At 67.6% G+C, this 26,727-nt stretch carries 25 protein-coding genes; 12 read left to right on the top strand and 13 right to left on the bottom strand.

Annotation, left to right across the window (positions count from 1 at the left end; all coding sequences use genetic code 11):
• The first annotated feature begins 74 nt into the window (after nt 1-74).
• Nucleotides 75-3,041: an AfsR/SARP family transcriptional regulator gene (locus ACZ6DT_RS12345; RefSeq protein WP_465592754.1), complete on the top strand. Its 2,967-nt coding sequence runs from the start codon at nt 75-77 to the stop codon at nt 3,039-3,041.
• Between the two features lie 241 nt (nt 3,042-3,282).
• Here the strand turns inward: ACZ6DT_RS12345 and ACZ6DT_RS12340 are convergent, their stop codons facing one another.
• A complete protein-coding gene (locus tag ACZ6DT_RS12340; RefSeq protein ID WP_465592751.1) occupies nt 3,283-4,401 on the bottom strand; it encodes an erythromycin esterase family protein in 1,119 nt (372 codons plus the stop codon).
• 494 nt (nt 4,402-4,895) lie between these two features.
• Here ACZ6DT_RS12340 and ACZ6DT_RS12335 point away from each other — a divergent pair, with 494 nt between their 5' ends.
• The 3 genes from ACZ6DT_RS12335 (at nt 4,896) to ACZ6DT_RS12325 (ending at nt 7,761) form a co-directional block, all read left to right on the top strand.
• The gene (locus ACZ6DT_RS12335; RefSeq protein WP_465592748.1) at nt 4,896-5,753 is read left to right on the top strand and encodes a helix-turn-helix domain-containing protein; all 858 of its coding nucleotides are present in this window, start codon (nt 4,896-4,898) and stop codon (nt 5,751-5,753) included.
• A gap of 70 nt (nt 5,754-5,823) precedes the next feature.
• A complete protein-coding gene (locus ACZ6DT_RS12330; RefSeq protein WP_465592745.1) occupies nt 5,824-7,332 on the top strand; it encodes a CYTH and CHAD domain-containing protein in 1,509 nt (502 codons plus the stop codon).
• A gap of 75 nt (nt 7,333-7,407) precedes the next feature.
• Nucleotides 7,408-7,761, top strand: a complete 354-nt coding sequence (locus ACZ6DT_RS12325; RefSeq protein ID WP_465592742.1) for an STAS domain-containing protein — start codon at nt 7,408-7,410, stop codon at nt 7,759-7,761.
• On the opposite strand, the gene ACZ6DT_RS12320 is transcribed toward ACZ6DT_RS12325, so the two are convergent.
• From ACZ6DT_RS12320 to ACZ6DT_RS12305, 4 genes are all read right to left on the bottom strand, one after another.
• Entirely contained in the window at nt 7,758-9,200 is a 1,443-nt protein-coding gene (locus ACZ6DT_RS12320; RefSeq protein WP_465592739.1) for a DNA polymerase ligase N-terminal domain-containing protein, read from the bottom strand. The genes ACZ6DT_RS12325 and ACZ6DT_RS12320 overlap by 4 nt on opposite strands.
• A 127-nt stretch (nt 9,201-9,327) precedes the next feature.
• Complete coding sequence (locus ACZ6DT_RS12315) at nt 9,328-11,358, bottom strand: ABC transporter ATP-binding protein (protein WP_465592736.1); 2,031 nt, start codon at nt 11,356-11,358, stop codon at nt 9,328-9,330.
• Entirely contained in the window at nt 11,358-13,091 is a 1,734-nt protein-coding gene (locus ACZ6DT_RS12310; RefSeq protein WP_465592733.1) for an ABC transporter ATP-binding protein, read from the bottom strand. The genes ACZ6DT_RS12315 and ACZ6DT_RS12310 overlap by 1 nt, the downstream gene beginning before the upstream one ends.
• 31 nt (nt 13,092-13,122) lie before the next feature.
• Entirely contained in the window at nt 13,123-13,758 is a 636-nt protein-coding gene (locus tag ACZ6DT_RS12305; RefSeq protein ID WP_465592730.1) for a TetR/AcrR family transcriptional regulator, read from the bottom strand.
• Nucleotides 13,759-14,029: 271 nt separating this feature from the next.
• Between ACZ6DT_RS12305 and ACZ6DT_RS12300 the strand changes: the two genes are divergently transcribed.
• From ACZ6DT_RS12300 to ACZ6DT_RS12270, 7 genes are all read left to right on the top strand, one after another.
• Nucleotides 14,030-15,253 (top strand): sensor histidine kinase, encoded by a 1,224-nt coding sequence (locus ACZ6DT_RS12300; protein ID WP_465592727.1) that lies wholly within the window; start codon nt 14,030-14,032, stop codon nt 15,251-15,253.
• A complete protein-coding gene (locus ACZ6DT_RS12295) occupies nt 15,250-15,684 on the top strand; it encodes a roadblock/LC7 domain-containing protein (protein WP_181777271.1) in 435 nt (144 codons plus the stop codon). The genes ACZ6DT_RS12300 and ACZ6DT_RS12295 overlap by 4 nt, the downstream gene beginning before the upstream one ends.
• 19 nt (nt 15,685-15,703) lie before the next feature.
• On the top strand, nt 15,704-16,087 hold the full coding sequence (locus tag ACZ6DT_RS12290; protein ID WP_465592724.1) for a DUF742 domain-containing protein: 384 nt from the start codon (nt 15,704-15,706) through the stop codon (nt 16,085-16,087).
• A gap of 123 nt (nt 16,088-16,210) precedes the next feature.
• Nucleotides 16,211-16,852: a GTP-binding protein gene (locus ACZ6DT_RS12285; RefSeq protein WP_465592721.1), complete on the top strand. Its 642-nt coding sequence runs from the start codon at nt 16,211-16,213 to the stop codon at nt 16,850-16,852.
• Between the two features lie 24 nt (nt 16,853-16,876).
• Complete coding sequence (locus ACZ6DT_RS12280; RefSeq protein WP_465592718.1) at nt 16,877-18,142, top strand: styrene monooxygenase/indole monooxygenase family protein; 1,266 nt, start codon at nt 16,877-16,879, stop codon at nt 18,140-18,142.
• A gap of 118 nt (nt 18,143-18,260) precedes the next feature.
• Nucleotides 18,261-19,115: a non-homologous end joining protein Ku gene (gene ku / locus ACZ6DT_RS12275; protein ID WP_465592716.1), complete on the top strand. Its 855-nt coding sequence runs from the start codon at nt 18,261-18,263 to the stop codon at nt 19,113-19,115.
• Nucleotides 19,116-19,134: 19 nt separating this feature from the next.
• Nucleotides 19,135-19,479 carry a hypothetical protein gene (locus tag ACZ6DT_RS12270; protein ID WP_465592713.1) on the top strand — a complete coding sequence of 115 codons (345 nt, stop codon included), beginning with the start codon at nt 19,135-19,137 and terminating at the stop codon, nt 19,477-19,479.
• Nucleotides 19,480-19,637: 158 nt separating this feature from the next.
• Here the strand turns inward: ACZ6DT_RS12270 and ACZ6DT_RS12265 are convergent, their stop codons facing one another.
• The 6 genes from ACZ6DT_RS12265 to ACZ6DT_RS12240 all read right to left on the bottom strand — a co-directional run bounded on the left by ACZ6DT_RS12265 (nt 19,638) and on the right by ACZ6DT_RS12240 (nt 23,942).
• Nucleotides 19,638-19,859: a DUF2795 domain-containing protein gene (locus tag ACZ6DT_RS12265; RefSeq protein WP_465592710.1), complete on the bottom strand. Its 222-nt coding sequence runs from the start codon at nt 19,857-19,859 to the stop codon at nt 19,638-19,640.
• Between the two features lie 147 nt (nt 19,860-20,006).
• Nucleotides 20,007-20,162, bottom strand: coding sequence for a DUF6131 family protein (locus ACZ6DT_RS12260; protein WP_276371281.1), 156 nt, complete (start codon nt 20,160-20,162; stop codon nt 20,007-20,009).
• Between the two features lie 161 nt (nt 20,163-20,323).
• The gene (locus ACZ6DT_RS12255) at nt 20,324-21,856 is read right to left on the bottom strand and encodes an adenosylhomocysteinase (protein ID WP_465592707.1); all 1,533 of its coding nucleotides are present in this window, start codon (nt 21,854-21,856) and stop codon (nt 20,324-20,326) included.
• A gap of 236 nt (nt 21,857-22,092) precedes the next feature.
• Nucleotides 22,093-23,142, bottom strand: a complete 1,050-nt coding sequence (locus ACZ6DT_RS12250) for a DNA polymerase IV (protein ID WP_465592704.1) — start codon at nt 23,140-23,142, stop codon at nt 22,093-22,095.
• Nucleotides 23,143-23,187: 45 nt separating this feature from the next.
• On the bottom strand, nt 23,188-23,613 hold the full coding sequence (locus ACZ6DT_RS12245; protein WP_465592701.1) for a YciI family protein: 426 nt from the start codon (nt 23,611-23,613) through the stop codon (nt 23,188-23,190).
• Nucleotides 23,614-23,675: 62 nt separating this feature from the next.
• A complete protein-coding gene (locus tag ACZ6DT_RS12240; protein ID WP_465592698.1) occupies nt 23,676-23,942 on the bottom strand; it encodes a DUF3040 domain-containing protein in 267 nt (88 codons plus the stop codon).
• A gap of 251 nt (nt 23,943-24,193) precedes the next feature.
• Between ACZ6DT_RS12240 and ACZ6DT_RS12235 the strand changes: the two genes are divergently transcribed.
• Nucleotides 24,194-25,252 carry a cobalamin-independent methionine synthase II family protein gene (locus tag ACZ6DT_RS12235; protein WP_465592695.1) on the top strand — a complete coding sequence of 353 codons (1,059 nt, stop codon included), beginning with the start codon at nt 24,194-24,196 and terminating at the stop codon, nt 25,250-25,252.
• Between the two features lie 22 nt (nt 25,253-25,274).
• Here ACZ6DT_RS12235 and ACZ6DT_RS12230 read toward each other — a convergent pair whose 3' ends face one another.
• Both ACZ6DT_RS12230 and ACZ6DT_RS12225 read right to left on the bottom strand, forming a co-directional pair.
• A complete protein-coding gene (locus ACZ6DT_RS12230; RefSeq protein ID WP_465592691.1) occupies nt 25,275-25,901 on the bottom strand; it encodes a LysE family translocator in 627 nt (208 codons plus the stop codon).
• Nucleotides 25,898-26,464: a GNAT family N-acetyltransferase gene (locus ACZ6DT_RS12225; RefSeq protein ID WP_465592688.1), complete on the bottom strand. Its 567-nt coding sequence runs from the start codon at nt 26,462-26,464 to the stop codon at nt 25,898-25,900. Before ACZ6DT_RS12225 ends, ACZ6DT_RS12230 begins: the two co-directional genes overlap by 4 nt.
• Nucleotides 26,465-26,727: the final 263 nt, after the last annotated feature.

The following is a 26,727-nucleotide window of genomic DNA, read 5'->3' as shown; positions in this document are numbered from 1 at the left end:
CCGGGTGAGAAATCGCCGATACGGGCACAGCACCGGGTTACATTCGGGTCATCCGTCCAGGTGATAGGTGATTCGTGAAGTTCCAGGTGCTCGGTCCCCTCGCGGCCTCGGTCCCGTTGCCGTCGGCGGCTCAGCCCCGTCGGGTGCTGGCCGTGCTGCTCACCCGGCCGAACGAGTTCGTCCACCGGGACACCCTCGTGGACGAACTCTGGCCGCAAGGCCCGCCGTCGAGTGCCGCCGCGGTCGTTCAGATGGCGGTTTCCAAGCTGCGTAAGGCGTTGTCACCCGGCGTGCCGGCGGACGATGTCCGGCAGCGGCTGCGGTCCGGCCGGGGCGGCTACCGGCTGACGGTGTCGGAAGGGGAGCTGGACGTCACCGGCTTCTCCGAGCTGACCGCCGCGGCCGCGCGGGCGACCGGTGACGAGCGCAAGGCGCTGCTCGAACGGGCGCTCGGGTTGTGGCGTGGCCGGGCCTTCGCCGACGTTCCGGCGAGTCCGCTGGTGGAGGCGCACCGGATATGGCTGGAGGACCAGCGGAGTTCGGTGCTGGGCAAACTCGTCGAGCTGGAGCTTGCGGCCGGTGACCACAAGGCCGTCGCCGACCGGTTGGGACCCGAGTTGGCCGTCCGGCCCGCCGACGAACGCCTCACCGGGTGGCTGGCCGAGGCGTTGCACGGGCTCGGGCGAAGGGACGCGGCGCTGGCCGTCCTCGACCGGTGCCGTCACGCGCTGTGGGAGCACACCGGGGTCTCCCCGGGGGAGGAGCTGCTCGCGGTCCACCGCCGGATCGCCGGAACCGGATGGTCGGCGGGCGGCGCGCCGTGCCGCCTACCGCCTGCCACGCCGGATTTCACCGGCAGGGCGACGGAATTGGCGGAAGTGGCCCGCGCGCTGCGAAGTCCCGCGCCGGTCGTACTGCACGGGGCGGCGGGTGCGGGGAAGAGCACGCTGGCCGTCCAAGCCGCGTGGCGGGCGCGCAAGCGGTTCCCCGACGGTCAGCTCGTCGCCGACCTGCGGGAGACCGGTGACGTGCTCGCCGAGCTTCTTCGCGCGGTCGGCCTTGCGGAAGCGGAACTCCCCGCCGACCGGGCCGGACTGGTCGCGTTGTGGCAGAGCCACACCGCGGACCGGCGGCTGCTGGTGATCCTCGAGAACTGCCGGTCGGAGGCGGAGGTGCGGCCGCTGCTGCCGAGCGGTCCCGGTTGCGCGACGATCGTCACGACGCGGGGGCGGCTGGCCGGCCTCGCCGGTGCCAGACCGGTCGAGGTCGGCGCGTTGTCGTACGCGGAAGCGCGGACACTGCTCGGCGCGATCGCCGGAGAGAACCGGTTGTCCGCCGAGCCCGCCGCTGTCCGCCGGGTGGTGGCCCGCTGTGCCGGCCTCGCGCTGGCGGTGCGGGCGGCGGGGATGAAGCTGCTGCTGCGACCGAGGTTGAGCGTCGCCGAGTTCGCGACACGCCTGGAGAACGAGCGCCTGCGCCTCGACGAACTCTCCGCGGGTGACCTCGCCGTCCGCCCGGTGCTCGCCGAAACGCTCGCCGAGCTGTCGCCACGACAGCGGAATTCCCTGCGGCTGCTCGATTTCCCCGGCGCCACCGAGATCGCCGACTGGTTCGCGACGGCCATGCTGGGCTGTTCGTCCCGCGAGGCGGCCGAGCTGCTCGACGAACTGGTGGACGACCACCTGCTCCACGCCGAGCCGGACCAGACCGGCTTCCTTCGGTACCGGTTGCCGGATCTCGTCCGGCTCACGCTCCGGGAACCGCCCGATCCGGCAGCCCTCAGGCGTGCGCTGACGGTCATGGCGGCGTTGGCCGAACACGCGTCCGCCGCGCTCGGCGACGGATACTCGCCGTCTCGACGGGACGACGCCCCAGCAGCGGCTTCGGATCGTGTCGCCGCCGATCCGATCGGCTGGCGTGTCGCGGAAACCGAGAATCTGGCGCTCGCCGTCCGGACCGCGAAGAACCACGGCTGGACCGAGTTGGCCGCGCGGCTGGCCGACGCCTACGGCGATCTCGTCGGACCGCGGAACGGCGGCTCTCCGGCCTGGGTCGGGTTCGGCATCGTGCGCGATCGCCTCGATCTCCCCGCGGAGGCGCGGAAACTGCTGAAACTCGGACATGCCCACGCCGACGCGGGCGACTTGGCGCGGGCGAGGACCTGTTTCTCGCTGGCCGAGGCCAGATTCCGTGCCGCGGGTGATCGGCCGGGCACCGGGGCGGCGCTCGTCGCGCTCGCCGATGTCGACGCGGACTCCGGCCGGGCAAGTTCGGCGGTCCACGCGCTGCGTGAGGCGCTGGACCTGTTGCGGGACTGCGGTGATCTGGCAGGGCAGGCGATGGCGTCGGCCCAGTTCGGCTCGCTGTGGGACGACCTCGGTGACTTCCGCCGGGCGAAGGAATGTTTCGAAGCGAGCCTGTTGCTTTCGCTCCATTGCGAGGACGGGCGGCAACACGACCGGTCCGCCAAGCGGTTCGCCGACGTCCTGCGCCGGAACGGTCGCGTGGACGAGGCCGGTGAGCTGCTGACAAGTGCTCTGATCGGTAGCCGTAGTTCGCGCGAACGCCATTGGGAGGCACACGTTCTCCGCAGTTTCGGGGATCTCCACGCGAAGGCCGGTGACGCGGGGGAGAGCGAACGGTGTCTTTCGCGGTCACTGGAGCTGTTCGAGGACGTCGGGCACCGGCACGCCGCCGCCTACACGCATCGAAGCTTCGGCGAATCGTTGCGCCTGGCGGGCGAGCATGGCCGGGCGGCCGAGCATCTGGGTCTCGCGATGAGTACGTTCCGCGAACTCGGAGACCGGCGCGGCGGTGGATATGCCTTGCTGAGCTTCGGGCGTTTGCGGGCTGACGAAGGCGTCGCGTCCGAAGCCGCCGAAGGGCTCCGCACCGCGGCGGGACTGTTCCGGGAGCTGGGATTCCCGGTGTGGGAACTGCGTGCGCTCGAGGACCTTTCCGCCGTGGACAGAAGCGGGCGCCAGCGGGACCGGGCTCGTGAAGCCTTGACGAAGATCCGCTCCAGGGTGACTCCGGCATAGTCCGGCGGGGGAGCACCGGCGACGGCGTTTGGCGAAGTTATGGCGGCGGCGTGTTGACTCCGGCTCAGGTGAGCGGACTTCGCGCCGTCCCGAATTCGCGGGACTGGGGGTGGCGGCGCGTACTCGCGGCCGGGTGACGCCTTCCGAGGGCAGGAGGCGTCACCCGGTTCGACGGCTAGGGCGTTTCTCCCAAACTGAAGTGGGCAGGTCGGGTGAGGAAGCGCGCTTTGAGAGCCACGACCTAGCCGCTGACGTGCAGAATCACGTCCGCGTCGCCGAGCATCCCTTGGTCGAGCGGGAAGTAGCCCTGCCGCGGAGTGGGATCGGTCCGCACGCTCGCGGGCGGGACGTCGGAGGCGGGGAGCAGGGCCCAAGCCGTGGTGACGTGTTTCTGAAGGAATCCTTCGTAGGTGTCGGGCTCCGGCTCTTCAAGCGCTATCGCCTCGCTGCGACCCAGGCTGGTCGCGACGAAGGTGTAGCGATCGCCGAGCAGCGGTGCCACCAGCGCACCGGCGGGGAACCAGTGGGTCTCCGTCCCGGCCATGCGCATCGTGCTCGACTGGCGGCGTAGATGGAGATTGTGGGCGAAGACCAGCGTTTTGCCATGAACGGCTTCAGCCGCGCGGATGTCCAGCAGGTTCCGTGCCATGATGGCGTCCCTGGTGGCGACAAGGGGTGCGTACCGCTCGTGCGGCTCGAGAGGTTCGGCGCATTGCCGGTGGTAGCGCAGCAGATCGATGCCTGCCATGAGGTGGACCTCGGCTCGCGACCAGTCGTCCGTGACCGGCTCGGGTTTCCGGGAGCGAAGCGTCTCGAGCAACTCGGCCGCGATCGCCCGCAGCCGATAGGCATCGGCCGTGGCGCCAGGTGACGAAGCCGCGTCCATGACGGCTTCGGTGCGGCTCCAGCGTTCGTCGTCACCGGCCGGGCCGGCGATGTCCACGTCGAGTTCCAGGAAATCGCGGGCGTATTCGAGGTAGCGCCGCGGGCTGGGCGCGGAGGTGTTCTCGGTCTGGGTGTCGAAGCCGTGGAACGAGAGCCGCTCCTCGGGAGGCCGGCTTTCGTTGAACTCGCGCATCCACGCGATCAACCGCCTGTTCGCCTCCACGCCACCGAAGACGTGTGTGAAGCCTTCGCTCATCGCGAGGTCGAGGGATCCGGTGCCGTCTCGGACGAAGTCGTTCGCGACGAGCGCGGCCACGCGATCCGTTTCGAGGGCGATCGAGCGGAAGCCGCGGTCGACGAGCTGGGCGAACAGCTCGTTGCGGACGTCGGCGAAGACCGGGGTCGCGTGGGTCGGCTCGCCCAGGGCGAGCAGGTCGCAGGAGGGGGTCAGGAAGTCTCGAATGTCTTGACTCATGAGGTTCAAGCATATCGTTGATGCTTCGGTTGAAACTTTCTTCGCTGTGGCCTGGCGAGCGAGTGTTAAAGCCTCAAACGCGATATCAGGTGCTGGCGAGAGTCGTGAAGTCCCCGTTCCCTCGGTTCCCCCCTCTCCAGTACATGAAGGCCCCCTTCCTTGCGCCTGGGTACGGGAAGGGGGCCTTCATGTACTCCCCCCGGCATCAGACAAAGACAGGGCGTGGCCCGACGCTTCGGACCACTCTGACTCGCCACCTCACCGCGGGACCGGTCCGCGGCGGCCACCTGCCATGCCGCAACAAAGCCACTTCCGAATAACTCGCTCCCATTCCCTTCTTCCGCTATAAACTTAAAGAACCCTTCGCGCGCGAAGGCGCTTCGCTTGCGAAGTGGCGCTTCGCGGAAATGCGCGAGCGCAAGTTATCAGCAGTTGAGGTGAATTACCGCGTGGCAATCACCGCGCGGCCGGAGTTCGGCCCTAGTTTTGCCCGCATGGTTGAGAAGGATTCGACGGCGCGGACCCGGGAACTGGGCCACCGCATGAAGGCGTTCCGGCAGCGCAGGCACTTCAGCGGAGCCGACGTCAGCCGCCGTAACGGCTGGTTGCAGAGCAAGGTCACGAGGTGGGAACAAGGGCTGCGCGAGCTGTCCGTGGTGGACGCGGCGCTGTATCTCGCGACCTGCGGCGAGGCTGAGCCCGAACGGGACCTGCTACTGGAACTGACGCAGCCCGGCGGAGACCTGTACTGGGTGCGGCCGTACTTCGACGAGCTCGTCGACCCGATGAAATCCCTGGCCATCCAAGAGAATCTCGCGCACACGCTGGTGCGCTACGAGTCGTTGACCCTCCCCGGGCTGCTGCAGACCGAACCGTACGCCCGCACCGCCTTCGAACTGATCGGCAACCGCGACCAGGCGCAGCTGGACAAGATCGTGAGCGCGCGGATGGACCGGCAGCGGTTGCTGCGGCGGGACCGGCCGCCGAAGTGCCGGTTCTACGTCCACGAGCGTGCGCTGCGTTCGGTCATCGGCGGGCCTCGGATCATGCACGAGCAACTGCTCCACCTCGTCCTGTCGGCGAACCTGCCCTATTGCTCCATTCGTATCGTCCCGGAAAGCAACGAGGTGAGCAGAACGATCGAGAATTCTTTCACCATCATGGAATTCACGGAGCATCCGGCGGTGGTGTACACGGATTCCTATGCGGCCGGAGTGTTCGTCGACGATCGGGTGGCGGTCGAGGCGTATTATTCACTCGTCGCGCGGTTGGAAAGCGATACCTTGACCGAGGAGCGATCTCGTCAGCTGCTCGCCGAATGGGCGGACCGGTACGACCGGATGGAGGAGTGACCTTGGGGAGGTTTCCGATGGCCGCTTCCCGGGGTAATCCTTCCTGGTAGCCGAGGAGAAGGAGTTCGTGGTGACGAAGACGCAGGGCGGTGCCCCGGTCGCCGAGGCGGAGATCGAGCGGAAGTACGACCTGGCGGCCGACCGGGCCATTCCGCCGCTGGCCCCGGTCGGACCCGTGACGAACCAGGCCGATCCGAGGGTCGACGTCCTCGACGCCACGTACTTCGACACGCCTGACTTCCGGCTCGCGCAGGCGGGTATCACGCTGCGGCGGAGGCTCGGCGGAAGCGACGAGGGCTGGCACCTGAAGCTGCCCGTCGGTGAGGACACGCGTGAGGAACTTCGCCTCCCGCTGTCCGGCAAGCCGGACAAGGTGCCCGGCGCGCTGTCGAAGCTGGTACGGGCGCACACCCTCGGCGCCAAACTCGTCCAGGCCGCGCATCTGCGCACCGAGCGCACGTCGTACGCCTTGCTCGACGCCGAGGGCCGCGAGCTCGCGACGTTGACCGACGACGTCGTCACCGGTGAGGCGGGCGGCGAAAAGGCGCACCTCGACCGCTGGCGGGAGATCGAGATCGAACTCTCGCCCGGCGCCGATCCCGCCGTGCTCGACAGCCTGGACCAGGCCGTCGTGAGCGCGGGGGCGGAGCGGTCGAAGTGGCCGTCGAAGCTCCGGCGGCTGACCGACGAGCTCGTGCCTTCGGCGGGGAAAGCGTCCGGACCGGTGCTGGCGGACTATCTCGCCGAACAGCTGGATGTGCTGCGCCGCAACGACATCGGGGTCCGACGGGACGTCGAGGACGCGGTGCACCAGATGCGGGTCGCGGCCAGGCGGCTGCGCAGCGGCCTGAAGACCTTTCGTCGCTCGTTCGACGCCGATGTGGCGAACGGACTCGCCGCCGAACTCCGCTGGCTCGGTGGCGAACTCGGGCCGGCGAGGGACACCGAGGTGATGGCCGCACGCCTGCACGACGAGGTCAAGGCACTTCCGGTCGAATTGGTACTCGGCAACGTCGAGCAGCTGATGACCAGGCACTTCGCGCGTGAGGCCGAAGAGTCGAAGGCGCGGGCTATCCGGGCACTCGACAGCAAGCGGTACACCGAGCTTTTGCGGGCGCTGGAAAAACTCGTCGGCAAATCGCGGAAGATCAAGGAAGACAAGAAAGAACTACGCAAGGCTGTTGCGCGCACGGACCGGAAGCTGCGTCAGGCCGTCGCCGCGGCGAGTGAGCTCGAAAGCGGCGAGGAGCAGGACACCGCGTTGCACGAGGTGCGCAAGAAGGCCAAGCGTGCCAGGTACGCGGCGGACGCGGTCCAGCCGGTGACCGGCAGGAAGCTCCGGGAATGGCAAAAGAACGTCAAGGCGGTGCAAACCACGCTCGGCACGCATCACGACGTCGTGGTCACCCGGGAGGTCCTGCGGCTTCTCGGGCTCCGCGCCTATGCCGAGAACGAAAACGCTTTCACCTTCGGCATCCTGTATGGACGTTCCATCGCCTCCGCCGAGACCGCGCGCCGGCGTTTCGCCGGAGAATGGCAAGAGTCGAGTAAAAGTTCTCGCCCGAAATGGCTCGAATGAGGTAACCCGGGTTGACCTCTCGTCGTCGCCGAGTACGGTCGAGGGAACTTGGTGGTCTGGAGAGAGGCGCCCCCAATGTTGCCTGGCCAGCGCGTACCCGGCGGACAGCCGCTCCTGGCCGTGACCAGCAGCCGCCGTAAAGACGGCGTCGTCGTCCTCACCGCGGTGGGGGAGATCGACGCGGCCACCGTCGGACGATTCCGTACCGAACTCACCGGCGCGTGTGTCACGGGAAGGCAAGTGATTCTTGACCTCTCCGGCGTTGGTTTCCTCAGTTGCGCGGGACTGCACGTCCTCGAGGAGGCCAACGCCGTGGCGCCCCGGTTCTCGGTGATCGTGAAGACCTCTTTGGTATCACGGATCCTGGACGTCAGCGGGGTCGGAGCCGATCTCGACGTCCGACGTGCTGGAGAGGACGTACGGCGCTAGGCCCCGTCGAGTTCGACCTCTTCGACGCTGACATCCGGCAGCAGGCCACGCCAGCGCGGATTACGCAGGCAGCCGGCGTCGGTCCAGCCGCCGAAGACGACCTCGCCGACGATGGTCGGCCGGGACCAGCGCGCGTCCCGAGCCTGTTTGTCCGGGACGGAGTGGAACGGGGATGTCTTGCGCTCCAAGCGGAACATCCGCTGGGACAGCTCCTCCAGTTCGTCGCCCGCGAAGCCGACGCCGACGTTTCCGATGTACCGCAAGCCGTCCTCATGCGGGACGCCGAGCAGCAGCGAACTGAACGTGCCCGCCCGGCTGCCGCCACCCGGCCGCCAGCCGCCCAGCACCACTTGCTGGACCCTGGTTCCGGTGATGGAAAGCCATTCCCCGGTACGCCTTCCCGGGTGATACGCGGAGCCTGCCCGTTTGGCCACGATGCCGGCCAGTCCGTGTTCGCGGGCCGCTCGCGCGACCGCGCCGCCATCGCCGAGGTAGTACCGGGTGACCTGCCAATGCGGTCCGGTGATCTCTAACTCGTCGAGGAGTTCTCGCCGTTGGACATAGGGCGACCCGACGCAGGAACGGCCTTCCAGATGCAGCAGATCGTTCACCAGGTAAAACGCCGGATAGCGGGGAATGAGCCGTTTCGCGGAAGCCTTCGTCGCCCGCGCGCGGTGCCCGAGCCCGTCCGGACTCGGCTTCCCGCCGTCGAAGACGACGATTTCCCCGTCGAGGAAAGCTTCCGTGGTACCGAGCTGCTCGCCGAGCCCGCGGAATTCGGGGTACAGACCGGTGACGTCATCGCCTGAATCGTCGTACGCGGTGATCCGGCCCCCGGTCACGCGGATCAAGGTGCGGCGTCCGGACCAGTCGAATTCGTAGGCCCATTCCGCGTCTTCGGCGGTCGACGGGAGACGGCCCGGTTTGGTCAGCATCGGGACGAGGAACGAGGGGAGTTCCGCGCGGCCGGGATCGGCGGGATCGAGCCGTTTGAGCAGCCAGCCGCGCTCCTTGCCGTCCTTCTTCACATTGAGGAACAGGTATTTGCCGCGTGCCCGTTTCCCGTGGAAGACGACCTCGACCTTGTGGTCGTTGAAGTGCAGCGTTTCGTACCGGCCGGTGTCCCAGATCGTCATGGTGCCACCGCCGTATTCGCCGGCGGGTATCTCGCCTTCGAAGGTCAGGTATTCCATCGGATGGTCTTCGGTGTGCACGGCGAGGCGTTCGAGATCCGGGGACATCGGCAGGCCTTTCGGCACCGCCCACGAGACCAGCACCCCGTCCCGTTCGAGGCGGATGTCCCAGTGCAGGCTGCTCGCGTGGTGTTCCTGGATGACGAAAAGATCGTCGGCCCCGGTCTCCCCATCGCGATCGGGAAGGGGTTCGGGTGTCCGCCCCGGTCTGCGCTTACGGCGGTAATCGCCGAGTTTCTCCGCCATGGTCGGCCGGCGCACCCCTTTCCGGATCGGGTCACGCAAGCCTAGCGCCGTTCACGGTCCTCCCGTGCGATGGAGGCCCCTTTTCCCACGGTGAAAGCAGGAAAAGGGGCCTTCGTACCGATTTGGCTCAGTCGGTTTCGGCCAGCGCCTCCGCGAACTGCGCGGCGTAGAGCCGCGAGTAGGCGCCCCCGGTGAGCAGCAGCGTTTCGTGATCGCCCTGTTCGACGATCGAGCCGTTCTCCATCACCAGGATGACGTCCGCGTCGCGGATGGTGGAGAGCCGGTGCGCGATGACGAAACTCGTCCGCCCTTGGCGCAGCGAATTCATCGCCCGCTGGATCAGCACCTCGGTGCGGGTGTCGACCGAGCTGGTGGCCTCGTCGAGGATGAGGATCGCGGGTTTCGCCAGGAACGCCCGCGCGACGGTGATCAGCTGTTTCTCGCCGGTACTGACCGTGCCGCCCTCGTCGTCGATCACCGTGTCGTAGCCGTCCGGAAGGGTGCGGACGAACCGGTCGACGTGGGTCGCCTTGGCCGCCGCCACGATCTCGTCCTGTGTGGCGCCGGTGGAACCGTAGGCGATGTTCTCCGCGATGGTGCCGCCGAACAGCCACGCGTCCTGCAGCACCATGCCGGTCTTGGCCCGCAGATCCTCGCGGTCCATCCCGGCGATGTCGACGCCGTCGAGGGTGATGCGGCCGCCGTCGAGTTCGTAGAACCGCATGAGCAGGTTGACCAGCGTGGTCTTCCCCGCGCCGGTCGGGCCGACGATGGCCACGGTGTGCCCTGGTTCGACGGTGAGCGACAGGTCCTCGATGAGCGGCGTGTCCTCGGTGTACCGGAACGACACGTGCTCGAACTCGACCTGGCCCCGGAGCTCCTCCACCCGCGCGGGTTCGGCGGGCTCGGGTTCCTGCTCGTCCGCGTCGAGCAACGCGAAGACCCGTTCCGCGGACGCGATCCCGGACTGCAGTAGGTTCGCCATGCTGGCGATCTGCGTGACCGGCTGGCTGAACTGCCGCGAGTACTGGATGAACGCCTGGACGTCGCCGAGCGACAGGGTCCCGGACGCCACCCGCAGCGCGCCGATCACGGCCACCAGCACATAGCTCAGGTTTCCGATGAACATCATCGCGGGCTGGATGGTGCCCGAGATGAACTGCGCCTTGAAGCTCGCGCCGTAGAGCGTGTCGTTGTGCTCGCGGAAGACCTTTTCGGCCTCCTCACGGCGGCCGAACACCTTGACCAGCGAGTGCCCGGTGTACATCTCTTCGATATGCGCGTTGAGCCGTCCGGTGGTGGACCACTGCTTGATGAACTGCGGCTGCGCCCTCTTGCCGATCTTGGCCGCGACGAGCGCCGAAGCCGGCACCGAGAGCAGCGCGACCAGCGCCAGTACCGGCGAGATGACGAACATCATCGCGAGCACGCCGACGACCATCAGCAACGACGACACGATCTGCGCGAGAGTCTGCTGCAAGGACAACGCGAGGTTGTCGATGTCGTTGGTCGCCCGGCTCAGCACCTCACCGCGCGGCTGGCGGTCGAAGTAGCTCAGCGGGAGCCTGGCGAACTTCTCCTCGATCCGCTCCCGCAGGTCGAACACCGCCCGCTGGACCAGGTTCGTGGTCAGCCTGGCCTGCAGCAGCGAGAAGAACGACGCCACGATGTAGAGCAGCAGCACCCACATCAGGATCTGGCCGACGGCGTCGAGGTCGATGCGCTGCCCCGGGACGAAGTCGATTCCCGAGAACATGTCGGCGAGGGTGTGGTCACCTTCCGCCCGCAACCCGGCGATGACCTGTTCCTTGCTCAGCCCCGCCGGCATGTCCTTGGCGACGACGCCGGCGAAGATGAGGTCCGTCGCCGTGCCGAGGATCTTCGGGCCGATGACGCTCAGTGCGACGCTGACGATGCCGAACACCAGGATGCCGTACAGCATGGCGCGCTGCGGTTGCAGCAGCCGCAGCAGTCGCTTCAGCGATCCCTTGAAGTCCAAGGCCTTCTCGGCGGGTTGCCCGCCCATGAAGGCGGCGGGGCCACGGACGGGACCGCCGCCGGGGCCGGGGCCTCGTGCCGCGCTTGCGCGCTCGCCCACCGGCTCGGCCGCGGTGTTCGTGGTGTCCGAAGAAGACTGGGTGGACTCGGGCGCGCTCATCAGGCGGCCTCCTGCTCGGTCAGCTGGGACAGCACGATCTCCCGATAGGTTTCGTTACCGTCCATGAGTTCGGTGTGCGTGCCGCTGCCGACGACGCGGCCTTCGTCGAGCACGATGATGCGGTCGGCTTGGCGGATGGTGCTGACGCGTTGCGCGACGATGACCACGGTCGCTTCGGCGGTCTCGGCCACGAGCGCCCGCCGCAGCGCGGCGTCGGTCGCGTAGTCGAGCGCGGAGAAGGAGTCGTCGAAGAGGTAGATCTCGGGGCGCCGCACCAGCATCCGCGCGATCGCGAGCCGCTGCCGCTGCCCGCCCGAGACGTTGGTCCCGCCCTGGGAGATGGGGGAGTTCAGCCCCTCGGGCATCCGTTCGACGAAGTCCTTGCCCTGAGCCACCTCCAGCGCGTGCCAGAGTTCCTCGTCGGTGGCGTCGGCCTTGCCGTAGCGAAGGTTGCTCGCGACCGTCCCGGCGAACAGGTACGGCTTCTGCGGCACCAGACCGACGGCGTCGGACAGCACGGTCTGATCCAGTTCCCGGACGTCGACGTCGTCGACGCGCACGGCGCCGTCGGTCGCGTCCATCAGCCGGGGGATCAGGTTGAGCAGCGTGGTCTTCCCGCTGCCCGTACTGCCGATGATCGCGGTGGTCTCGCCAGGCCTGGCCAGGAGCGAGATCCCTTGCAGCACCGGTTTTTCCGCGCCGGGGTAGCGGAACTCCACATCGGACAGTTCGAGTCGCCCGTGCACCTCGCCCGGGCTGATCGGGTTCGCCGGAAGGACGACGCTGGTGTGCGTGTCGAGCACCTCGGTGATGCGCTCGGCGCTGACCTCTGCGCGCGGCACCATCATGAACATGAAGGTGGCCATCATGACCGCCATCAGGATCTGCATCAGGTACGACAGGAACGCGGTGAGCGCGCCGATCTGCATGCTGCCGTCGTCGATGCGCAGCCCGCCGAACCACAGCACGGCGACGCTGGAGGCGTTCATCACGAGCATGACGATGGGGAACATCAGGGCCATGAGCCTGCCGACGACCAGCGAGACGTCCAGCAGGGCGGTGTTGGCCTCGGTGAACCGCCGCCGCTCGTGGGTGTCCTTGACGAAGGCGCGGATCACGCGGATGCCCATGATCTGCTCGCGCAGGATCTGGTTGATCTTGTCGATGCGCTCCTGCATCAGCCGAAACGCCGGCCGCATCTTCGCGATGATGACCCCGACCGAGATACCGAGGATCGGCACCGCGAGCACGAGCAGCCAGGAGAGGGTGACGTCCTGGTTCAGCGCCATGATGATGCCGCCGAAGCACATGATCGGCGCGGACACCATCAGGGTGAACGCCATCAACGTCAGCATCTGCACCTGCTGGACGTCGTTGGTGGTGCGGGTGATCAGCGAGGGCGTCCCGAACTGGCCGACTTCGCGGGCGGAGAAGTCCTGTACCCGGTGGAAGATCGCGCCGCGGACGTCGCGGCCGAGCGCCATCGCGGTGCGTGCGCCGTAGTAGACCGCGCCGATCGAGCAGGCGATCTGCACCAGCGACACCAGCAGCATGACGCCGCCGACGCCGAGGATGTAGTCGATGTCGCCCTTGACCACGCCGTCGTCGATGATGTCGGCGTTCAGCGTCGGCAGGTAGAGCCCGGCGAGGGTCTGGACGAACTGCAGCAGCACGATCAGCCACAGGTCTCGCCGGTACGGGCGCAGGTGAATGCGCAACAGCTTGGTCAGCACAACGGTTTCTCCCCCAGTGGTGGGTAGGGTGTCACTTCTGCTTCGGGTTCGAGGCGGTGAGCGAGGGGATGCCCGCCGATGCCTCGCACAGGAGGACGTCGAGCGTCTCCAGGAACGGCCTGGCGCCCTCGTCGATCAACCAGCTGAAGAACGCCGTCTTCACCGCGGACTCCACGATCGCCGCCATGAGCCGCGCGTTCAACGCGTTTTCCGCGCCCGCGCCCGCGCGTTCCAGGATGGCGTCCGCCAGTACCTGCTCGACCTTCGCGTGCGCTTTGAGGAACTCGCCCTGCACCGACGGGTGCAAGAGCAGTGACCGCGCCAGCTCGACCGAGCCGCGATTCGGTTCTCCCAGGCTGCCGTACGCTTCCAGCGTCGCGGTACCGACCGCCTCCCACAGTGTCTCTTCCGCAGGCCGCTCGCGCAGCGCCTCCCGCAGGAGTTCCTGCCGTTCGACGATGAACGAGCAGATCGCCTCCTCCTTGCTGGAGAAGTAGTTGTTGAACGTGCGAGGCGAGACCCCGACGGCGGTGGCGATGTCCTCGACGCGGACCTGTTCGACACCCTTCTCCATGGCGAGCTTGAGTGCCGCCTCGCTCATGGCGCGACGGGCGGCACGTTTCTTGCGTTCGCGCAGCCCCAGAGGAGCGGTCGGGTCGAGGGTCACGGCTCAAGAATAGGCAAAAGTTGCGTGTCGCGCAAATTTCTGCGCAGTCCGCACTTTTCGGGCATTCCCGTGGCGTGAAACACGCAAGATGCAGCCGAATGGCCTAGCGCACCGCGCTCACCAGCCGTAATGCGTTCGTGACCAGGTCACTGCCAGCGCTTGCACGGGAACCGACTGTGGACACGGATAGTGACTTCTGCTTGCATGGCCGTCGTTGTGCTGGGGAGTGCGACACGGGTCCGGGTATGCGAAGAGAGAGAAGTGGAAGCACATGGTGACGCGGGCTCGAGGCTTGCTTGACCGCTCACGGGTTCTTCTGGACCGTTCCAGGGTCGCCGCGGCGCAGTTCCTCGCCGCACCGCCCCGGCACGCTCCGTCGGCTCCGCCTGCCGAACCGGCGGTGGAACAGCGGCCCGCCGTGGACGCGCCGGACGCCGGTGCGCTCGCCGGCGTCTGCTCCAATGTCGCGCTGCGCGACCTCAATCTGCTCGACCAGCTGCTCGCCCAGCTGGAGACGATGGAGGCGGGGGAGGAGAACTCCGACCGTCTCGCCGAGCTCTACCGGCTCGACCACCTCGCGACCCGGTTGCGGCGCAACGCCGAGAACCTGCGCGTGCTCGCCGGCCGGGACGCCGATGACACGACCGTCGGGATCTCTTCCGTGCTCGACGTGATGCGGGCCGCGATGTCGTCCATCGACCACTACTCGCGGATCACGATCGGTCGTGTCGTTTCGCTCGGTGTCGTCGGCTTCGCCGCCGAAGACGTCAGCCGGATCCTCGCGGAACTGTTCGACAACGCGGCGAACCAGTCGTCGCCGAGTTCGCCGGTCAGCGTCAGCGCGCACCTCACCGAACAGGGGAGTGTGCTGATCCGCATCGAGGACGAGGGCATCGGCATGCCGCCCGAACGCCTCGCGGTGCTGAACGAGCGGTTGGCCGCGGGCCCGGTGCTCGACGACGACTCCGTGCGGCATATGGGACTCGCCGTCGTCGGCAGGCTCGCCGACCGGCACGAGATCACCGTCAAACTCGATCGCCGTACCCCGCACGGCACGGTCGCGACCGTGCTGCTGCCGGTCCCGGTGGTCTCGGAACTGGCAGAGAAGCAGTGGTCCGGATCGCAGACCGTCGTGCTGCCGCAGGCCAGGATCACCAATGGAACGTCCGTGGGCACCCCGGCCGCGCCGCCGTCCGGGCTGCCGAGGCGCCGACCCGCCCCCGCGACGGAACCGGAACAACGGAAGCCCAGCCCGCGTCCGCGCACGGCCTTCGAGCCGCCCGCCGACGGCGGCACCACGGCCAGCGGACTTCCGCGCCGGGTTTCCCGCAGTATCAGGACTTTGCCCGACGAACCGGCCCCGCCGACCATCCTGCCCGCCGACACGGCGGACGGGCACGAGGCGCTGCTGGCCGACCTCGACGCCTTCAGCGACGGTGAGCGTGCCGCTCTCGACGACCGGCACGAGCGTGAGACCGGAGGAAACACCCAGTGACCGCCCAGGACGCGACCACGGATTTCACGTGGCTGCTCGACGACTTCGTGCGCAAGGTGCACGGCGCCAGTCACGCGCTGATCATGTCCGTCGACGGTTTCCCTTTGACCGCGTCGGAATCGGTGTCCAGCGACGACGCCGAGCAGCTCGCCGCCATCGCGAGCGGACTGCTCAGCCTCGCGGGCAACAGCGCCGCGCTGTTCGGCAAGGGCAACTGCGAGCAGATCATCATCCGGCTCACCCGCGGGTACTTCCTGTTCATGGGGATCGGCTCCGAGGCCGGGCTCGCGGTGCTCACCGAGCCGGACTGCGACATGAAGGTCGTCGCCTACGAGATGACCCAGTTCATCACCAACGCCGGTCACGCCCTCACCCCAGAGGTGCGAGCGGGACTCCGGCAGGTCCTGACCGCCCGACGGCCGCAGGCCTGAGAATCCGGAGAAGGAAGGGATGACCGTGTCCACCGACCAATCTCCGGACCGGCCCGTCAAGATGCGCAGCCGCAGAATCCGGCCGTACGCGCTGACCGGCGGCCGAACCAAGAGCAGCCAGCTGTTGCTCGTGGAGACCCTGATCTCGGTCCCGCGTTACGACCCGTCGCTGGCCGAGGCGCTGATGCCGGAGTCGCGGTCGCTGTACGAGCGCGCCCGCGACCGCTCGTCGATCGCCGAGCTTTCCGTGGGACTGGATCTGCCACTGGGCGTGGTCCGGGTGCTCATCGGCGACCTCGCCACCCAGGGCGCCGTCTTCGTGCACCCGACGGCCCACGCCTACAACCACGATACGAACGTGCTCGAGAGGATCCTCGATGGACTCAAGCGCCTCCCGGTCTGACACAGGCGGAGCGGTGGAGCCTTCGGGTCGTCGACCGCAGGAGTACCCAGTTCGAACCCGCCCGGCCGGCAGGCCCCGCTTTCGGGGTGGCAGGGCGCCATTCAGGAAGGGCGTGAGTAGGTCGTGATAGAGCGCCCTGGCGACACGAACGCGGTCGCGGGTTCCGAATCGAATACAGATCTGCTGGCGATCTCCGCCAAGATCGTGGTCGCCGGTGGCTTCGGCGTGGGCAAGACGACGTTCGTCGGCTCCGTCTCCGAGGTCCCGCCACTGAGCAACGAGGCATGGATGACCGAGGCCGGTGCCGGGGTCGACGAGCTCGTGCCACCCGGAACCAAATCCACCACCACGGTCGCGATGGACTTCGGCCGGATCACCCTGCGTGAAGATCTGCTCCTGTACCTGTTCGGCACCCCCGGCCAGGCCCGGTTCTGGTTCCTCTGGGACGACCTCTCGCGCGGTGCGCTCGGCGCCGTCGTGCTGGTCGACACCAGCCGGATCGACCAGTCGTTCGCCGCGATCAACTACTTCGAGAACGACTCCGAGCTGCCGTTCATCGTCGCGGTCAACCAGTTCGAGGGCATGCCGGTGCACGACCTCGAGGAGGTCCGGGACGCGCTGGCGCTGTCCCCGGACATCCCGCTGGTCACCTGCGACGCCCGCGACCCGAAGTCCGCGGTCGCGACGTTGCGGGAACTGGTTTCCCACACGCTGTCCCTCGCGGTGGTCTCGGGGCCCGGCCGCGAATTCGCCTCACTCAGCTGAACGGTTCTGGGAGGAACGTCGAGGATGCGCAAGGTTCTGATCGTCGGTGCCGGGCAGTCGGGGTTGCAACTGGCTTTGAGTCTGCTGTCCCACGATTACGACGTCACGGTGATGTCGGCGCGGACGCCGGACGAGATCCGCTCCGGCAAGGTGATGTCGACCCAGTGCATGTTCCACTCCGCCCTGCAGCACGAGCGGGACCACAAGCTGAATCTGTGGGAGGACGAGACCGTCAAGGTCGAGGGGCTCGGCGTCTCGATCGCCGGACCGGACTCCGCCGATGAGCCCTCGGCGGGAAAGCGTGCCTCGGGCCGGAGCCGCGTGCTGGACTGGTTCGGGCCGTTGGAGCACTACGCGCAGTCGGTGGACCAGCGGGTGAAGATGGCGGCCTGGCTGGAGCTGGTGGAGGACCGCGGCGGCAAGGTCGTCATCCACGGCGTCACCACCTCGGATCTGGCGCCGCTGGCGAAGCTGTACGACTTGGTCGTCATCGCGGCGGGCAAGGGTGAGCTGGTCCAGCTGTTCGACCGGATCCCGAAGCGCTCGCCCTACACCGAACCGCAGCGCGCCCTCTCGCTGGCGTATGTGCACGGCCTCGAACGCCGGCCCGAGCATCCGGACACGGCGGCGGTGCGGTTCAACATCATCCCCGGCGTGGGTGAGCTGTTCATGATCCCCGCGTACACGCTGAGCGGAAACTGCGACATCCTGTTCTTCGAGGGCATCCCCGGCGGCCCGCTCGACTGCTGGGACGACCGGCCCTCGCCGCAGCAGCATCTCGACCGGATCCTGTCGCTGATGAAGCAATTCCTCCCGTGGGAGTACGAGCGCTCGAGGAACGCCGTGCTGACCGACGCGAAGGCGACGCTGGCGGGCGGGTACACGCCGGTCGTGCGGAACGCGGTCGGCAAGCTGGACTCGGGGACCGCGGTGCTCGGCATGGCCGACGTCGTGGTGGCCAACGATCCGATCACCGGCCAGGGTTCCAACAACGCCAGCCACTGCGCGGCGTCCTATCTGGACTCGATCCTCGATCGCGGGGACGAACCGTTCGACGAGGCGTGGATGGCCGCGTCGTTCGAGAAGTACTGGGAGTACGCCCAGCACGTGACGACCTGGACCAACGCGATGCTGCAGCCGCCGCCCCCGCACGTGCTCCAGATCATCGGCGCGGCGGGGGAGAAGCCCGCCGTGGCGAAGCGGTTCGCCAACGGGTTCTCCGATCCGACCGATTTCCAGCACTGGTTCCTCGATCCCGCGAAAGCGGAGAAGTACCTGGCCGAGGTCTGATTCCGGAGCCGCGACAGTCCCGCGATCGGGTTCGCGGGACTGTCGCGTTGCGCCGTTTCGGGCTACCGTTGTCACCGTGCGTGAGTACGGTCGGTGACGGCGGTGGAGGTGCGGCGCGATGCGTTCGATGTGGAAGGGCTCAGTGTCCTTCGGGTTGGTGAGCATCCCGATCCAGCTCTACGCGGCCACCGAGAACAAGAACGTTTCGCTGCGCCAGGTGCACGAGTCCGACGGCGGCCGCATTCAGTACAAGCGGTTCTGCACGATCGACGGCGCGGAAGTGCCCTACGCCGAGATCGCCAAGGGCTACGAGCTGCCCGACGGCGAGATGGTCGTGCTCACCGACGAGGACATGTCCGAACTGCCGCTGGCGTCGTCGCGGGCGATCGACGTGCTCGAGTTCGTGCCACTGGAGTCCATCGACCCGATCCAGTTCGACAAGACCTACTACCTCGAACCGCAGAAGAACGCCGTCAAACCGTACGTGGTCCTGCGTGACGCGCTGCAGAAGGCGAGCCACGTGGCGGTCGCGAAGGTCGCCATCCGGCAGCGGGAGACACTCGCGATCCTGCGGGTCCACAGCGACGTCCTGACGATGACGACGATGCTGTGGCCCGACGAGGTCCGCGTCCCGGATTTCGGTTTCCTGCACGAGGACCCGCCGCAGGTGCGGCCGCAGGAGCTGACGATGGCGGGTTCGCTGATCGACTCGCTCTCGGAGCCGGTGTTCGAGCAGGAGAAGTACGCCGATTCCTATCGCGAGGCCCTGGAAGCCATGATCGAGGCCAAGGCCGCGGGAAACGAAACCACGAAGCCGAAGGCCGTGGGCGCGAAGGCCGACGTCGTCGACCTCATGGAAGCCTTGCAGGCCAGTGTGAGCGAGGCGAAGAAGAGCAGGAAGCCCTCGACGGCCAAGAAGACCACCGCGGCGAAGAAACCCGCGTCCGCCAAGCGGACTCCGAAGAGCGCTTGACCCTCCCGTGTGGACAGTTGTGTCGGGTGTCACCCCGTCGGGTCTCGCGACACGCCGCGTCGTATGCCAGGAACTGTCGTCCTTCGGTGATAGTAAGGCAATCGAGGAGAACTTTTCCGAAGCGATCTTCGACCCGATCGCGGAAGGCGGCATGAGCATGGACTGCGCGTTCTGCGCCGGCGGACTCGACCACTGTCACGGAATCCTGGTGGTCCACCTCGACGGTGGTTTCACCGAATGCGGCGAGGACGGCTGCGTCGACTTCGATTTCGCCCGGCATACGCTGACGATCGACTGCTTCGACGTCGACGGGGGCTGCACCTGCGCCGAGGTGGAGGCGCGGTTGCTGCTGCGGGCTTCTTGACCGTCGGCCAATACGCCACTCCGGCCCGATTCGGGTGATCGCGACCGATTGCCACTCGAAGGTGTAAGCGTTCGTATACATCGTGGCCGGGAATGTGTTAACTATGACGGGGGTCCTCCGGCTCTCCCTCCCCCTCGGAGCCGGGGGACCCCTTCATTTCACGGTGCTTCCTTCGCGGTGTCGTGGATCGAAGCGCCGTCACAGGCGCACACCGCCTCCCAGACCCTTTCTCCGTCCGCGTAGTCCTGCGCGGGAAGGGCTCCCAGCGGACCGAGGACGTCATCACCCGCTCCGGCCGCCGCGGCGGCCCGCAGGAGTTCGCCGCGTCCACACGGGTAGGTCGCCTCCGTCAAGTACGGGCGAGGGTCCGTTCCTGCCATCGACTCCGCCTCCTTCTCGTCGTCCGAGGCGGATACCCGGCGAACGCGGAACGGAAACAGACCGGGCACCCGGCGTGAGGGGAACGCCGGGTGCCCGGTCTGTTTCAACGCCGGTACCGGGGGCTCGGTACCGGTTCGGTCCGGTGCTCAGAACCAGTGGGCGCGACCGCCGATGGCCTTCCCGGTGTTCCCGAGAACGGCCAGGATGATGCCGATGACCGCGAGCGCGATCCCGATCGAGTACAGAACCGGGATACTGGCGATGACACCGACGACAATCAGGATGACGCCGAGAATGATCACGAGAACACCTTCTCCTTCGTAGTCGCCCGGCCTGGGGGCTGCCGGGGCGTGGCTACCTAGGGAATGCCCGCTTCACACCCAGCGAAAACAGGGCCATCCGGCCGAAGTTTTCACGCATTCGGCCTAGTGGATCCCCGGACATTCACGCGCTGTGGCAGACCTCAGTACCGGTAGTGGTCGAGCTTGTACGGACCCTCGACGTCCACGCCAATGTACTCGGCCTGGCGCTTGGTCAGTTTCGTCAGCCGGACACCCAGGGCGCCGAGGTGCAGACGGGCCACCTTCTCGTCGAGGTGCTTCGGCAGCACGTGGACGTCGGTGGTGTACTCGCCCTGCTTTGTGAACAGCTCGATCTGCGCGATCGTCTGGTTGGTGAAGGAGTTCGACATCACGAAGCTCGGGTGGCCGGTGGCGTTCCCGAGATTCATCAGCCTGCCTTCGGACAGCACGATGATCGAGTGCGCCTCGCGGTCGGCCGTCGCGGGGCTCTGCCCGTCCCGGGGGGCGGCCCCCTGAGCCCCGGCGGGGAAGATCCACTCGTGCACCTGCGGCTTGATCTCGATCTTCTGGATACCCGGGATCTTCGCGAGCCCGGCCATGTCGATCTCGTTGTCGAAGTGCCCGACGTTCGCGACGATCGCGTTGTGCTTCATCCTGGCCATCTGGTCGGCCATGATGATGTCGAAGTTGCCGGTGGTGGTGATGAAGATGTCGCCGCGCTCGACGACGTCGTCGAGTTCCACGACGTCGAGGCCCTCCATCGCCGCCTGCAGCGCGCAGATCGGATCGATTTCGGTGACGACCACGCGGGCACCCTGGCCGCGCAGCGATTCCACCGCGCCCTTGCCGACGTCGCCGTAGCCGCAGACGACCGCGACCTTGCCCGCGATCATCACGTCGGTGCCGCGGTTGAGGCCGTCGATGAGCGAGTGGCGGATGCCGTACTTGTTGTCGAACTTCGACTTCGTCACCGAGTCGTTCACGTTCATCGCGGGAAAGAGCAGCTCGCCTTCCTTGGCGAGCTTGTAGAGCCGCTTGACGCCGTTGGTGGTCTCCTCGGTGACCCCGCGGACCTCCTTGGCGATGCGGGTGAACCGGCTGGTGTCGCGGCCGAGGCTCTCGCGCAGGGTCTCCAGTACGAGGTGGTACTCCTCGGGGTCCTCCTCGGTCGCCTGCGGAACGGCGCCGGCGGCCTCGAACTCGACACCCTTGTGGATCAGCAGGGTCGCGTCGCCGCCGTCGTCCAGGATCATGTTCGGGAGGCGGCCGTCGCCGAAGTCGAAGAGCTGGTCGGTGCACCACCAGTACTCGGCGAGCGTCTCGCCCTTCCACGCGAACACCGGTGAACCCGACGGCTTCTCGACGGTGCCCTCCGGGCCGAGGACGACGGCCGCGGCCGCCTCGTCCTGCGTGGAGAAGATGTTGCACGACACCCAGCGCACCTCGGCGCCGAGTGCGACGAGCGTCTCGATCAGCACGGCGGTCTGGACGGTCATGTGCAGCGAACCCGCGACCCGCGCGCCCTTCAGTGGCTGCGACTCGGCGTACTCGCGGCGCAGCGCCATCAAGCCGGGCATCTCGACTTCGGCGAGGCGCAGCTGTTTGCGGCCGGCCTCAGCGAGCGAGAGATCGGCGACGGCGAATTCGATCCCGTTGACCTCGGACAGGGTGGGGCTCACAAGTTCTCCATTCATCGAGGAAGGCAGGGCGGAGCGGCCCTTATCGCCGGTGGCGGGAAGGGCGGTGTCAGTGCGGGAGTTCAGCGCGCGGCCTCGACGACGAAGACCGGAAAAGGGTTTCGACGCAAGAAAGGCACCTCCGCGGTGGGAGGCGCCCTTACGTCTGTCACAGCGGGCCGAGCGTGGCGGAAGAATTCCGTCGCAGCGCCTCTCGGCCCGGAATCCAGAATGGCAAAACGCCGCGAGCGCTGTCAAGGTGACGCGGGCGCGGCGAATTCGGCGCGGACGCCCAGCAGGCGGACCGGTCTGCCGAGGTCGAACATGCCGAGTACGGCCAGCGCCGCCTTCTCGATCTCGGCGGGATCCGAGGTCGGTGCGGGCAGGGTCACGCTGTGTGCATGGGTGTGGAACGGTGCGAACCGGACCTTGACCGCGATCCGCGCGGCGGGCCTGCCTTCGCCGGCCACGTCCTGTGAGACGCGCTTCGCCAGCGCGACGACCTCCGCGGCCATGATCTCGGGGTCGGTGAGGTTCCGCTGGAACGTCGTCTCGCGGCTGCGGGATCGCGCGACGTACGGCGTCGCGGTGACCTCGGCGTCGCCGATTCCTCCGGCGAGGAGCCGGTACCACGGGCCGAGCTTCGGGCCGAACCGGGCGGCGAGGTCCGCCGGATCGGCGCCCGCCAGTTCCAGCACGGTGCGATAGCCGGCTTCGGCGAGCTTCTTCGTGGTCTTGGCGCCGATGCCCCACAGCGCGTCCGTCGGCCGCTCGGCCATGACGTCCCACCAATTGTCCTGGACGAGACGGAAGATCCCGGCCGGTTTGGCGAAGCCGGTGGCGAGTTTGGCGCGCAACTTGTTGTCGCCGATACCGACCGAGCAGGACAACCCGGTCTCCTCGGCCACCACTCGCCGGACGTCGGCCGCGAGTGCTTCGGGATCGTCCGTGGTGGCGCCGAGGAACGCTTCGTCCCAGCCGAACACCTCGACGACCACGGGGAATTCCCGGAGCGTCGCCATCACCCGATCGGACACTTCTTGGTAGACGGGCGCGTCCGTCGCCAGGAAGATCGCGTCCGGGCAGCGTTTCGCGGCGGTTCGCAACGGCATCCCGGACCGGATCCCGAACTCCCGTGCTTCGTACGACGCCGTCGCCACCACGGCCCGCTCGGCCGGATCACCCGTGCCGCCGACGACCACGGGTTTGCCACGCAGCTCAGGCCGCCGGGCGACCTCGACCGCCGCGATGAACTGGTCGAGGTCGACGTGAAGAACCCAGCGCACCCACTCCCGGACGGCCATGAAGCGAGCTTAGGCCGCGTCCTGTGGGTCTGCTCAGGTCTCGTGCTAAGACCGCTCCGCGATCTCGTCACGCATCCGCTGTTCGTTCTCCTGCAGCTCCGGCGTGAAGTTCTCGCCGAAATCCTCCGCTTCCAGGATCTTGCGGATCTCGAGCACGGTGTCACCGTGCGGGGGAGTGGGACAGCGCTTCGCCCACTCGATCGCTTCGGCGCGCGAAGGAACATCGACGATCCAGTAGCCGCCGACGAGTTCCTTGGCTTCGGTGAACGGACCGTCGGTAACGGTGGCCCCGGCCGCGTTGAGCGTGACCCGCGCGCCCTTCGAGCTCTCCTGCAGGCCCTCGCCGCCCACCAGCACCCCGGCGTCGAGCATGTCCTGATTGAACTTCGCCATGGCAGCCAAGGCCTCCATCGGCGGCATCTTCCCGGCCTCGGAATCTTCGTCCGCCTTGATGATGATCATGAACCGCATGCGTCTTCCTCCCAGTGAACCGGACGTATCGCCCGGAACCCTACCGGCGAGCGGGAAGACGATCAGTCGCGACCGAACCGGGACAAATGCACGATCACCGCCGCGGTCACGGTGATCATCCCGGTCAGCAACAGGGCCGGGCTGTTCACCACGACGCCCAGCAGCATCAGCAGGCCGGCGGTGAGGTCGAGCCCCAGGAGAACGGCCATCCGGAGCAGCGGAGGCCGGGCGGGCCTGCCGGAGCGGAGGCGGGCGGCCAACGCCGGGTCGGTGAGCTCGAACCAGCGCTCGATCTTCTCCAGCTCTTGCCGACCGTGATGGCTCAGCATCGGGCTTCTCCTTCGGCGCGCCTCGGCCGTCGACATCCACGGAATACCCGGGAGCAGGGCCGGATAAGCGTCGAACTTCACCGGATCTCGTATAACGATCTATACGGCTCGGCGGTGTCGGCTTCCGCGATGAATTTGTTGCGCCATTAGGGTTTAGGCACTTCGAAAGATCGTCAAAGGGGAGAGGTCTCGGTAGCTTTTGAGCTGGTGGCCATGGCGGCCACGGTGCTCAATCTGGGAGGACACGAGCGATGACCATTCCCACCGAACCGATCGGCAGCATTCCCCGTCCGGTATATCTCATCGAAGCGCTCGGTGAGCACGCGGCCGGAAGGCTCGACGCCGACGGGTTCGGCGAGTTGCGGGAAAAAGCCCTTCTGGACACCGTCAGGCGACTGGAGGAGACCGGTTCGCCGGTCATCACCGACGGCGAGCAGGGCAAGCCGAGCTTCGCGACGTATCCCTTGGCGGGCCTCACTTCGCTGGCGCCGGACGGCGTCGTCATCCCCTTCGCCGACGGGCACACCCGGCAGCTTCCGCGACTCACCGCCGGCCCGTTCCGCTATCAGACCTACGCCGATACCTATCTGCGCGAAGTCAGGAAACACACGACCAGCCCGGTGAAGCAGGCGGTGATCGCGGCTTCGGCGATCAGCCTCGTCTATCCCGGTGAGGAATTGGCCGGATATGACAAAGAACAGTTCATCGCCGACCTCGTGAACGAAGCCGAGACCGATATCCGCCGCAGTCTCGACGCGGGTGCCGACAGCGTTCAGATCGACTTCACCGAAGGCCGGCTCTCGTTGAAGCTCGACCCTTCCGGCGGGCTGTTGCAGTCCTTTGTGGACCTGAACAACGCCGTACTGGACCGCTTCTCCGAGGAGGAACGGAAGAGGATCGGTGTGCACACCTGTCCCGGTGGAGACCAGGACTCCGTGCACAGCCTCGACGTCGACTACGCCGGGTTGCTCCCGACGCTGTTCCAGCTGAAGGTGGGCAACGTCTACGTCCAGCTGGCCAGTGAGGCGGAACCCGAGCGGGCACTGAAGGTGATCGCCGAGCACTCCCGGCCGGAGCAGCGGATCTTCGTCGGCGTGACCGATCCGATCGACCCGCGCGTCGAAACCGCCGAGGAGGTCCGGGACAGGGTTCACCAGGCGGCGCGGTTCATCTCGCCGGACCGGCTGGGCACCTGTGACGACTGCGGGTTCTCACCGTTCGCCGACGACACTTCGACGTCGCGGGACACCGCGTTCGCCAAGATCGCCGCCCGCGTCGAAGGTACACGCCTCGCCGTCGAATCCCTCTGACGTCGTGTGATGGGCGCCTTCGTCAGTTCTGGACCGCGACGCGGATCCCGAGCCCGACCAGGAAGGTGCCCATCACCGCGTCCATCGTGCGCCGCACCCGGCCGGAGCTGAAGAACCTTCGCAGCGAACCGACGAGTGTCGCCAGCACGAAGGTCCAGACGACGGCCACGGTGGTGGCCAGCACCGCCAGCTGCAGGGTCTGTGCGGTCGAGGCCGAATGCGGGAGGAACTGGGGGATGAGCGCGAGGAAGAACATCGCGACCTTCGGGTTGAACAGGTTGGTGAGCAGTCCCTGCCGGAACGCCTCCTTGGGTGCGACGACGGGCGCCACCCTGTCCTTGAGTTCGCTGTAGTCGCCGCGGCGCACGGCCAGCCACGCCTTGACGCCGAGGAAGATCAGGTACCCGGCGCCGATCAGTTTCACCACGGTGAAGGCGATCGCCGACGCGGTGAGGATCGCCGCGACCCCGAGCGCGATCGCGACCACCCAGACGAAGACGCCGAGCGCGATGCCGAGTCCGGCGGCGATCCCCGCCTTGCGCCCGCCGAGGATCGCGCTGCGGGTCACCACCAGGAAATCCGGACCCGGTGCCATCGCGCCGAGCAGGCAGATCAAGACGAACGAGAGTGCGGTGGCCCCGGGAATCATCTGCCGATGCTATCCGGATCGTCGATGTCCCTGGCCATCACGGCGCCCGGGAGGTCGACGCCGTCGGGCGTCGTCACCGTCACCCGTTCGACCTCGGTGAAGCCGAACGAGAGGTACAGCGGGACACCGGGCAGGGTCGCCGTCAATGTCAACGAGGTGAATCCCTCGGCCTTCGCCGCGAGACGACAGGACTCGAGGATCGCGCGCCCGAGCCCGCGCCGGGTCCAGTCACGGCGGACGAACATGGCACGTACCCGCGCGGGTTCGGTGGCCGGATCGAGCGGACGGTCGTCGTCCGCCGCCTCACCGGCGCCGGCGTGCGTCTTGTTGCGCCTGCTCCAGCCTCCGCAGGCGACGATCTCGCCGTCCGCCTCGTGCACGAAGTAGGTGCCGTCCTCGAGCAACCGCGGATCGAGGCGCGCGACGTGCTCGGCCGCGCTCGCCGTCTGCCGCTCGTCGTAGAACCGGGGGAACAACTCCAGCACCGAGGCTCGCATCAGCGCCGCGATCGCGGGCGCGTCGGCGAGGGTGGCCGTCCGCTGGGGCGGCGTGTCCGTCGTCATGTCGCGGAAGATAACCAACGACGGCGGCTCCGCCTATCGGATAATCCCGTGGATCACCGAGGACGGCCGTGAGCTGTGGACCTCGGCGACCGGCGAGGGCGAACCGATCCTGTGCTGCCATGGCTGGAAGCGCCGGACGAGTTCCGCACCGCCCTGGGTCACCGGGGTGGGGGGGGGGGGGGGGGGGGGGGGGGGGGGGGGGGGGGGGGGGGGGGGGGGGGGGGGGAAAAAGGAGAGACACCCCATCCCCCCCCCCCACAAAA

The organism is Amycolatopsis sp. NPDC041971 (genome assembly GCF_055588925.1).
Note: the sequence above shows the minus strand (reverse complement) of the source record. Positions and strands in the feature narration are given on the sequence as shown.